This window comes from Ruegeria sp. BHSA118, from assembly GCF_059613405.1.
Map to the genome: position 1 here is coordinate 22073 of NZ_JBXWSM010000050.1, position 7633 is coordinate 29705.

Below are 7633 nucleotides of genomic sequence, written 5' to 3' on the forward strand. Positions count from 1 at the left end.
ATCGTGGCCCGGCTTCAAGGGTTTTCTTTCACTTGACAGTCACATTTGTTGTGACCGTGGCCCTGAAGAGGGTCAAATAGGCATTAGAACCGGTCTTTTCTAGCCCGAATTTCGGCAAAAACGGCCACGGGTTCAGCGCCGACCATACTTAATTTCGCCTGAATCGCCGGATCGGCGGCCCTCAGGAACGGGTTTGTGGCCTTTTCAAGGGTCAGAGTTGAAGGAACAGTGGCTTTTCCGGCGGCACGTGCGCGGTCGATATCCGCAATGCGATCTTTCAAGGCTTGGTTGTCGGGATCGACTGTAATCGCGAATTTGGCGTTGGATTGTGTATATTCGTGCCCTGAACAGACCAAAGTGTCATCCGGCAGGGCGGCCAGCTTGTTCAAAGAGGCCCACATTTGCGCGGGCGTGCCCTCGAACAGGCGCCCACAACCCAGCGCCATCAGGCTGTCGGCGGTGAACACGGCGGAACTCTGCGGCATGTAGAACGCGATATGGCCATCCGTATGCCCGGAAACGTCCAGAACCTGCACCGGTTCGCCGCCTATCTCGAAACTGTCGCCCTCTTTGACCTGCTGATCCAGCGGTGGCAGGCGATTTGCGTCAGCGGCAGCCCCGATGACCTTTGCCGGTTGTTTGGCCAATATTCCCGCCAGCCCGTCCACGTGATCCCAGTGATGATGGGTCAACAGCACATGTGACAGTGCCCACCCCCGGTCATCCAGCGCCTTCAGGACCGGTGCGGCCTCGGGCGCGTCGATCAGGACGGTCTGGCCAGTGACCGCGTCATGCGCCAGAAAGGCGTAATTGTCGCTCAGGCACGGGATTGTAACGATTTCAAGAGGCATGGCCTTTTGCCCTTTCATTGCTAGACTGCGCCCAGCTAAGCCGATTGACCGGATGTCCGCAATGCATCTTGATGTACAGGATCTGAGGAACTTCTATTACCGCAGCACATTGGGGCGTGCGGCGCAGGCGGCCATTCGCGGGCGTCTGATCGAGCTTTGGCCTGAAGCAAAGGGCCAGACAGTGGCGGGATTCGGTTTCGCGGTGCCTTTGCTGCGCCCTTACCTGTCGGATGCGCGCCGGGTCATCGGGTTGATGCCGGGACCGCAGGGCGTGATGCCCTGGCCGGCAGGCATGCCCAATGTTTCGGTCCTGACCGAAGAAACCCTCTGGCCGATCGAGACCGGACACGTGGACAAGCTTGTGGTGATGCATGGGCTGGAAACGTCGGAACGGCCAAACCAGTTGCTTGACGAATGCTGGCGCGTGCTGGGCCCCGGTGGCCGGGCCGTCTTCATCGTTCCAAACCGAGCGGGTCTGTGGTCACGGTCGGACAAGACCCCGTTCGGGTTCGGACGCCCATATTCTGCAACTCAGCTGGAAAACCAGCTCAAGGCGCATCACTTCCTGCCCGAAGTGCATTGCTCGGCCTTGTACATGCCTCCGTCGTTCCGGCGATTCTGGTTGAAATCCGGCAGCCTGATCGAAAAGACCGGCCAGCGGATTCCGACGGTGATGGCGGGTGGGGTGCTGATGGTCGAAGTCAGCAAACATATCCGCCCGCCAAGCGGCAGCGTGACCAAGGATGCGGTCAAAAAACCGATCAAGGCGCTGGACGGCTTGCTGAAGCCCGCCTGACAAGCCCGGGCAATTCCATGCGAAAAATTGAGGAAAAAAAGTCACAGGAATCGCAAAAACCTGCATATTCGTAACATTTTTCAACTGGGCCAATGTGTTCAAACCGTCGCACTTGCCGTAAGTGTATGAAAAATAACAATTTGTGGATAAATCTGTTACCACTATAGCGTATTGCTTGGTTGGTTCGGCTCTGCTACATCCCCGGTGATTTTGATCCCCGACCGTCTGGCCGGGGTTTCTTCACGCCCCCGGGGTAGCTGCCGCACGCGAATTCGGGGCCCAAAATATCGGAAGGGTGGACGTGTCCGAACCAGCTTCGATTTCCACAGGCATCGCCGAGCGCTATGCCACCGCGATCTTCGAGATCGCAAAAGAGAACAACGACCTTGCAGGTCTGGAATCCGGCATCAATGATCTGGCAGCCGCGCTGGACGACAGTGCAGAGCTGCGCGACCTGATCGCCTCGCCGCTGGTTTCCCGCGCTGAACAGGAAGGTGCGATCACTGCGATCGCAGACAAGATGGGTCTGAACCCCATCCTGCGCAACACGCTGGGCTTGATGGCGCAAAAGCGCCGCCTGTTTGTCGTGCCGCAACTGCTGAAGGTTCTGCGCGACATGCTGGCCGATGAGCGTGGCGAAGTGACCGCGGATGTCGCCTCGGCCAAGGCGCTGACCAAGACGCAAATGGAAAAACTGTCCAAGACGCTGTCCGAGCGCGTGGGCAAGACCGTGACTATCAATGCGACCGTGGATGAAAGCCTCATCGGCGGTCTTGTCGTTAAAGTGGGCTCGAAGATGATCGATAGTTCGATCCGTTCGAAGCTGAACTCCCTACAGAATGCAATGAAAGAGGTCGGATAAATGGGAATCCAAGCTGCAGAGATTTCTGCAATCCTGAAGGACCAGATCAAGAATTTTGGTCAGGAAGCCGAAGTGGCCGAGATCGGCCGCGTGCTGAGCGTCGGTGACGGGATTGCCCGTGTATACGGCCTCGACAATGTGCAAGCCGGTGAGATGGTCGAATTCCCCGGTGGCATCATGGGCATGGCGCTGAACCTGGAAAGCGACAACGTCGGTGTCGTTATCTTCGGTTCCGACCGTGACATCAAAGAAGGTGACACCGTCAAGCGCACCAACTCGATCGTGGACGTTCCGATCGGTGACGAGCTGCTGGGCCGCGTTGTTGACGGTCTGGGCAACCCGCTGGACGGCAAAGGCCCGATCAACGCGACCAAGCGTGGCGTAGCAGACGTCAAAGCCCCCGGCATCATCCCGCGTAAATCGGTGCACGAGCCGATGGCAACCGGCCTGAAATCGGTTGACGCGATGATCCCGATTGGCCGTGGCCAGCGTGAGCTGATCATTGGTGACCGTCAGACCGGCAAAACCGCCGTTGCTCTGGACGCGATCCTGAACCAGAAAACCTACAACGACGCGGCAGGCGACGACGAGTCGAAGAAACTGTACTGCGTTTACGTTGCGATCGGTCAAAAGCGTTCGACCGTTGCGCAGCTGGTGAAGAAACTGGAAGAGTCCGGCGCGATTGACTACTCGATCGTTGTGGCCGCAACCGCGTCCGACCCGGCGCCGATGCAGTTCCTGGCACCTTATGCCGCAACTGCGATGGCTGAATACTTCCGTGACAACGGTCGCCACGCTCTGATCATCTATGATGACTTGTCGAAGCAGGCTGTGTCCTATCGTCAGATGTCCCTGCTGCTGCGTCGTCCGCCCGGACGTGAAGCGTATCCGGGTGACGTTTTCTACCTCCACTCGCGCCTGCTGGAGCGTTCGGCCAAGCTGAACGAAGATTTCGGCGCAGGCTCGCTGACCGCTCTGCCGGTTATCGAAACTCAGGGTGGTGACGTTTCGGCGTTTATTCCGACCAACGTGATCTCGATCACCGACGGCCAGATCTTCCTGGAAACCGAACTGTTCTACCAGGGCATCCGTCCTGCTGTGAACACCGGTCTGTCGGTTTCGCGTGTGGGCTCTTCGGCTCAGACCAACGCGATGAAGTCGGTTGCCGGTCCGGTTAAGCTGGAACTGGCTCAGTACCGCGAAATGGCGGCCTTTGCGCAGTTTGGTTCCGACCTCGACGCCGCAACCCAGCAGCTGCTGAACCGTGGTGCGCGTCTGACCGAGCTGATGAAGCAGCCGCAGTACTCGCCGCTGACCAACGCTGAAATCGTCTGCGTCATCTTTGCCGGTACCAACGGCTACCTTGACAAGATCGACGTGTCCGATGTTGGCCGTTACGAAGCTGGCCTGCTGGCGCACCTGCGTGGCAAACACGCGGATCTGCTTCAGTGGATCACGGACGAAGATCCCAAGATCAAGGGTGACGCTTCCGACAAGATCAAGGCTGCGCTGGACGAATACGCCGCAACCTTCGCTTAAGGGAGAGGCGGGCATATGCCAAATCTTAAGGACCTTAAAAACAGGATCGAGTCGGTCAAATCGACCCGCAAGATCACCAAGGCCATGCAGATGGTCGCGGCTGCAAAACTGCGCCGCGCCCAGGAATCTGCCGAAGCCTCGCGCCCCTATGCCGAACGGTTCAATGCCGTGATGGCGGGGCTGGCGGCGTCGGTCGGGGGCAGCGACAGCGCCCCCAAGCTGCTCCGGGGTACGGGCAGTGATGATGTCCATCTGCTGGTTGTCATGACAGCTGAACGCGGCCTTTGCGGCGGCTTCAACTCGAACATCGCCAAGCTGGCCCGTCAAAAGGCGGAAGAGCTGCGCCTGAAAGGCAAGACAGTCAAGGTTCTGACTGTCGGCAAGAAGGGCCGCGACGCGCTCAAGCGTGATTTTGGCGATCTGTTCGTTGGACATATCGACCTGAGCGAGGTCAAGCGCATTGGGTACAACAACGCGCAAGACATCGCCAAGGACGTCCTGTCTCGCTTTGACGCGGGTGAGTTCGACGTTGCCACGATCTTCTATTCGAAGTTCGTCAACGTCGTAACACAGATCCCGACGGCACAGCAGGTCATCCCCGCCTCGTTCGAGGAGACCGAGGGTGACGACAGCGGTGCCATCTTCGACTACGAGCCCAGCGAAGAAGCCATTCTGGCCGACCTGCTGCCCAAGGGGGTTGCGACTGCGATCTTCTCGGCTCTGCTCGAGAACGGGGCGTCTGAACAGGGTGCACGGATGTCCGCGATGGACAACGCGACACGCAACGCGGGTGAGATGATCGACAAGCTGACGATCCAGTTCAACCGCTCGCGTCAGGCCGTGATCACCAACGAGCTGATTGAAATTATTTCCGGCGCCGAAGCGCTGTAGAGACAAACCGGAGACGAAACATGGCGAATGCAAAAGGCAAAGTCACACAGATCATCGGGGCCGTCGTCGACGTGCACTTCGAAGATCAGCTGCCTGAAATTCTGAACGCGCTGGAAACCACCAACAACGGCAAGCGCCTGGTGTTGGAAGTTGCTCAGCACCTGGGTGAAAACACTGTCCGCACCATCGCGATGGACGCGACCGAAGGTCTGGTCCGTGGCGAGGCTGTGACCGACACTGGCGCACCGATCTCGGTTCCGGTGGGTAACGCCACCCTGGGCCGCATCCTGAACGTTGTGGGTGAGCCGATCGACGAAAAAGGCCCGGTTGAAGCATCTGAGGCCCGCGCGATCCACCAGCCCGCGCCGACCTTCGACGAACAGTCGACCGAGTCGGAAGTTCTGGTCACCGGCATCAAGGTTGTTGACCTGCTGGCCCCCTACGCCAAAGGCGGTAAGATCGGCCTGTTCGGCGGCGCCGGTGTTGGTAAAACCGTTTTGATCATGGAACTGATCAACAACATCGCCAAAGTGCACTCGGGCTTCTCGGTGTTTGCGGGTGTTGGTGAACGGACCCGTGAAGGGAACGACCTGTACCACGAGATGATCGAATCGAACGTGATCAAGCCGGACAACCTGTCGGAATCGCAGGTGGCCCTGGTTTACGGTCAGATGAACGAGCCTCCGGGTGCGCGTGCACGTGTTGCTCTGACAGGTCTGACCTTGGCCGAACAGTTCCGCGACCAGTCCGGTACCGACGTTCTGTTCTTCGTCGACAACATCTTCCGCTTCACGCAGGCGGGTTCCGAGGTGTCGGCTCTGCTGGGTCGTATCCCGTCCGCTGTGGGCTACCAGCCGACACTGGCCACCGACATGGGCGCCCTGCAGGAACGCATCACCTCGACAAAGGCCGGATCGATCACGTCCGTACAGGCGATCTACGTACCTGCGGACGACTTGACCGACCCCGCGCCGGCAACATCGTTTGCTCACCTGGACGCGACCACCGTTCTGAACCGTGCGATCTCGGAAAAGGGTATCTATCCTGCGGTTGACCCGCTCGACTCGACCTCGCGTCTGCTCGACCCGGCGATCGTTGGTGAAGAGCACTACAAGGTTGCGACCGACGTTCAGCAGATCCTCCAGCGCTACAAGTCGTTGCAGGACATCATCGCCATCCTCGGCATGGACGAACTGTCGGAAGAGGACAAACTGACCGTGGCCCGTGCCCGCAAGATCGAACGCTTCCTGTCGCAGCCGTTTGACGTGGCCGAGGTCTTCACCGGCTCGCCGGGTGTTCAGGTTCCTCTGGATGTCACCATCTCGTCGTTCAAGGCCGTTGTGGCCGGCGAATACGATCACCTGCCCGAAGCAGCCTTCCTGATGGTTGGCGGCATCGACGAAGTGATCGCCAAAGCCGAAAAAATGGCAGCAGCAGCCGCCTAAGGAGTATCCCTGATGGCAAACACGATGCAATTCGACCTCGTCAGCCCCGAGCGGAGCCTAGCTTCGCTCAGTGCGACGGCGGTCCAGATTCCCGGCGCGGACGGGGACATGACGGCCATGCCCGATCATGCCCCCACCATCACCACGCTGCGCCCCGGTCTGCTCAAGGTCGAGGCACCCGAAGGGTCCAGCGAATACCTGGTCACCGGCGGGTTTGCCCAGATCAACGGCGACAGCCTGTCGGTTCTGGCCGAAAAGGCCATCCCGGTGGCGGAAGTGACCCGCGCGCATCTGGACGAGCTGATCGCCGAGGCGCGCGCCTCGCACGAGGTGGCGAAGGAAAACGGTGAACAGACCATTGTCGACGATGCAGCCAAGCTGCTGGCCGACATGGAAGCGCTTGGAACGCATATGAGCCTGTAACGGGCCCACCAGTGAAAAATTTGAGCGGCCTCGCAATTGCGGGGCCGTTTTTTTGTCGTGCTTTTGCCGAAATGCCGGGGTAAGTTACGGGAATTCAAGAATAATGATGATAAGATGAAAAAGTTTCTAACCCATCCAATTGGAATTGAGCAGGGTGATAATGTCCTGTTCTCGGAATTTGCTGATGGCGGTGACATGTGGACCGGGCAGGGGCCGCGAGAACGCCGCACACACATTCGGTTCAAAGAAGCATTTCGAACCCCGCCCATTGTGCAGATCGGGATCTCGCTGTGGGATGTCGACACGTCCTCGGCGCTGCGCGCAGAGGTTCAGGCCGAATATATCACCGCCGAGGGTTTTGACGCAGTATTCCGGACCTGGTCCGACACTCGAATTGCCCGCATCCGCGCAAGCTGGACCGCGATAGGAGAGGTGGCACACCCGGACGACTGGAATATTTCCTGATCCGGGTTTGCCGTGTTTCCAGGCGTTTGAACGACAGATTGAGCTCAGTCGTCCTGCGCTTCTATCATGTCCACCCGCGTGGCGTGGCGGCCGCCTTCGAATTCGGCGCCCAGAAACGCGTCAACGATGTCCAGCGCCTGGCCTTCACCGACAACCCGCGCGCCAATTGACAGCATGTTGGCGTTGTTGTGCTGGCGGATCATCCGGGCCGAGAATGCGTCGGAGCAAACGCCACAGCGAATGCCGGGCACTTTGTTCGCAGCCATCATGATCCCTTGCCCAGTGCCGCAGAGGACAATACCCAAGCTGCAATCGCCCGAGGCTACGGCCTGCGCCGCGGCCTTGCCGTGTTTGGGGTAAT

General features: G+C 59.1%; 9 protein-coding genes. 7 read left to right on the top strand and 2 right to left on the bottom strand.

All coding sequences use genetic code 11. The features are described from left to right. Positions 1-83 precede the first annotated feature (83 nt). Positions 84-851, bottom strand: coding sequence for a hydroxyacylglutathione hydrolase (gloB, locus tag AC2FNN_RS15055; RefSeq protein ID WP_496759336.1), 768 nt, complete (start codon positions 849-851; stop codon positions 84-86). A gap of 61 nt (positions 852-912) precedes the next feature. On the opposite strand from gloB, the gene AC2FNN_RS15060 reads away from it, so the two are divergent. From AC2FNN_RS15060 to AC2FNN_RS15090, 7 genes are all read left to right on the top strand, one after another. Further along, positions 913-1647, top strand: a complete 735-nt coding sequence (locus AC2FNN_RS15060; RefSeq protein WP_496759337.1) for a class I SAM-dependent methyltransferase — start codon at positions 913-915, stop codon at positions 1645-1647. 301 nt (positions 1648-1948) lie between these two features. Then, a complete protein-coding gene (locus tag AC2FNN_RS15065) occupies positions 1949-2509 on the top strand; it encodes a F0F1 ATP synthase subunit delta (protein WP_496759338.1) in 561 nt (186 codons plus the stop codon). Next, complete coding sequence (gene atpA / locus AC2FNN_RS15070; protein WP_496759339.1) at positions 2510-4048, top strand: F0F1 ATP synthase subunit alpha; 1539 nt, start codon at positions 2510-2512, stop codon at positions 4046-4048. A 15-nt stretch (positions 4049-4063) separates the two neighbouring features. Beyond that, positions 4064-4939, top strand: a complete 876-nt coding sequence (locus AC2FNN_RS15075) for a F0F1 ATP synthase subunit gamma (protein WP_170466770.1) — start codon at positions 4064-4066, stop codon at positions 4937-4939. A 20-nt stretch (positions 4940-4959) separates the two neighbouring features. Then, positions 4960-6384: a F0F1 ATP synthase subunit beta gene (atpD, locus tag AC2FNN_RS15080; protein ID WP_496759340.1), complete on the top strand. Its 1425-nt coding sequence runs from the start codon at positions 4960-4962 to the stop codon at positions 6382-6384. Positions 6385-6396: 12 nt separating this feature from the next. Beyond that, entirely contained in the window at positions 6397-6807 is a 411-nt protein-coding gene (locus AC2FNN_RS15085; protein ID WP_496759341.1) for a F0F1 ATP synthase subunit epsilon, read from the top strand. Between the two features lie 114 nt (positions 6808-6921). Further along, the gene (locus AC2FNN_RS15090; protein ID WP_496759342.1) at positions 6922-7272 is read left to right on the top strand and encodes an H-type lectin domain-containing protein; all 351 of its coding nucleotides are present in this window, start codon (positions 6922-6924) and stop codon (positions 7270-7272) included. A 44-nt stretch (positions 7273-7316) separates the two neighbouring features. Here the strand turns inward: AC2FNN_RS15090 and AC2FNN_RS15095 are convergent. After that, positions 7317-7633: RpiB/LacA/LacB family sugar-phosphate isomerase (locus AC2FNN_RS15095; protein WP_496759343.1), on the bottom strand; the 317-nt coding region annotated here is incomplete at its 5' end.

Bases quoted from the DNA above. Each gene is read 5' to 3' on its own strand.
- gloB (WP_496759336.1), bottom strand. From the start codon at position 851: ATGCCTCTTGAAATCGTTACAATCCCGTGCCTGAGCGACAATTACGCC.
- AC2FNN_RS15060 (WP_496759337.1), top strand. From the start codon at position 913: ATGCATCTTGATGTACAGGATCTGAGGAACTTCTATTACCGCAGCACA.
- atpA (WP_496759339.1), top strand. From the start codon at position 2,510: ATGGGAATCCAAGCTGCAGAGATTTCTGCAATCCTGAAGGACCAGATC.
- AC2FNN_RS15075 (WP_170466770.1), top strand. From the start codon at position 4,064: ATGCCAAATCTTAAGGACCTTAAAAACAGGATCGAGTCGGTCAAATCG.
- atpD (WP_496759340.1), top strand. From the start codon at position 4,960: ATGGCGAATGCAAAAGGCAAAGTCACACAGATCATCGGGGCCGTCGTC.
- AC2FNN_RS15085 (WP_496759341.1), top strand. From the start codon at position 6,397: ATGGCAAACACGATGCAATTCGACCTCGTCAGCCCCGAGCGGAGCCTA.
- AC2FNN_RS15090 (WP_496759342.1), top strand. From the start codon at position 6,922: ATGAAAAAGTTTCTAACCCATCCAATTGGAATTGAGCAGGGTGATAAT.